Origin of the sequence: Mesorhizobium sp. M7A.F.Ca.CA.001.10.2.1, from assembly GCF_003998575.1 — a bacterium.
GTDB lineage: Bacteria > Pseudomonadota > Alphaproteobacteria > Rhizobiales > Rhizobiaceae > Mesorhizobium.
This window is the reverse complement of record NZ_RZQY01000975.1, coordinates 1-1,568: the sequence shown is the minus strand read 5'-3', so window position 1 is coordinate 1,568 and position 1,568 is coordinate 1. Positions and strand designations below refer to the sequence as shown.

1 protein-coding gene is annotated in these 1,568 nt (G+C 63.0%); it reads right to left on the bottom strand.

What is annotated here, in order from left to right; genetic code table 11:
* Positions 1 to 1,348: glutamate--tRNA ligase (gene gltX / locus EN964_RS34105; RefSeq protein ID WP_127277409.1), on the bottom strand; the 1,348-nt coding region annotated here is incomplete at its 3' end.
* Positions 1,349 to 1,568 lie beyond the last annotated feature (220 nt).

The following is a 1,568-nucleotide window of genomic DNA, read 5'->3' as shown; positions in this document are numbered from 1 at the left end:
CCCGACCCATCAGCGGCAATAGATCTGCAAGCTCCGGCCCCGAAGGCAGTCCGGTAAGGGCTGTTCTGAGCGGCATGAACAACGCCTTGCCCTTGCGGCCGGTCGCTTCCCTGATCTTGCCCGTCCAGTCCTTCCAGATCGTCGCGCTCCAGGGTTCCTCCGGCAGCAGATCGAAGGCCTGTCGAAGGAAATCGCGGTCGTCACCGGAAAATTCCGGCTTCTCCTGCGGTCCGTCGCGCAGGATACGCCACCAGTTGACCGCATCGGCCAGCCTGTCGAGATTGCCGCGCACCGCCAGCCAGAACGGTTCGGCCTGCTCGCCGGAGACGCCGAGCACGATCAGACGGTCTTGTGCCTCGGCGAACGGCATGTGGTGCAGCAGCGACCGGTTGAGCACGAACAGCTCGTCCGGATCGAACTTGGCGGCGGATTTCGATGTCGCCGCCGGATCGAAGCGTTCGGCGAGTTCGCCCATCGTCGGCACCGCCGCGACATTCTCCGAAGTGCCTACCAGGACGGCCAATGATGCGACGGCCATCGGCTCGATGCCGTCCTCGCGCAGGCTTTCAATCGAGAGCGCGCCGGTGCGCTTCGACAAGCCCTCGCCCGATGCGGTGGTCAGGAGATTATGGTGGCCGAACACTGGCGGCTCGGCAGCCAGCGCCTGGAACAGGGCGATCTGCACGCCGGTGTTGGTGACGTGGTCGTCGCCGCGGATGACATGGCTGACGCCCATCTCGATGTCGTCGACGACGGAAGGCAGCGTGTAGAGATAGGTGCCGTCCTCGCGCACCAGGACCGGATCGGAAAGCGAAGCCAGATCGACGGTTTCCTCGCCGCGCACCAGGTCGTTCCAGTGGATTTCGGTGCGTTCCGGCTGTTGTGGATCGCCTGAGAAATTGGGGAGGAGAAAACGCCAGTGCGGCTGGCGGCCATCGGCCTGGTACTCGGCGATCTGCTCGTGCGTCAGCGTCAGCGCCTCCCGGCCATAGACCGGCGGCAGGCCGCGCGTGCGGCGCACCTTGCGCCTGAGATCGAGTTCCTCCGGCGTTTCATAGCAGGCATAGAGAACGCCTGCCGCCTTCAACCTCTCGACCGCCGCGTCATAGATATCGAAGCGCCGCGACTGGTACTCGGTGGCGTCGGGAAAAATGCCCAACCAATGCAGGTCGTAGAGGATGGCGTCGGAAAACTCCTGCTTCGAGCGCGCAATGTCGGTGTCGTCGAAGCGCTGGATGAATCGGCCCTTGTTGTTCATGGCAAACAGCCAGTTGAACAGAGCCGTGCGCGCATTGCCGATATGAATGCGGCCGGTCGGCGACGGGGCGAAACGAACGGTAACTGTCATGAACGGGGCGTACCGGATGCTTTTGTGGTTGACAAGACGCGCCCCCGCGCTGGCCGGCAGACATAGAACATGGCGGCTGGAATGAAAAGACCGGACGGTGGACGCCTCCGACTGCGCCCAGGCCGGCGGTGCCCATTTGTGCCGGCAGCTTTTCACGATAGGAATTTTTTCTTGACTCGGTGCCCTCAGCTATGGTACATATTTGGCTATGGTGCTGATT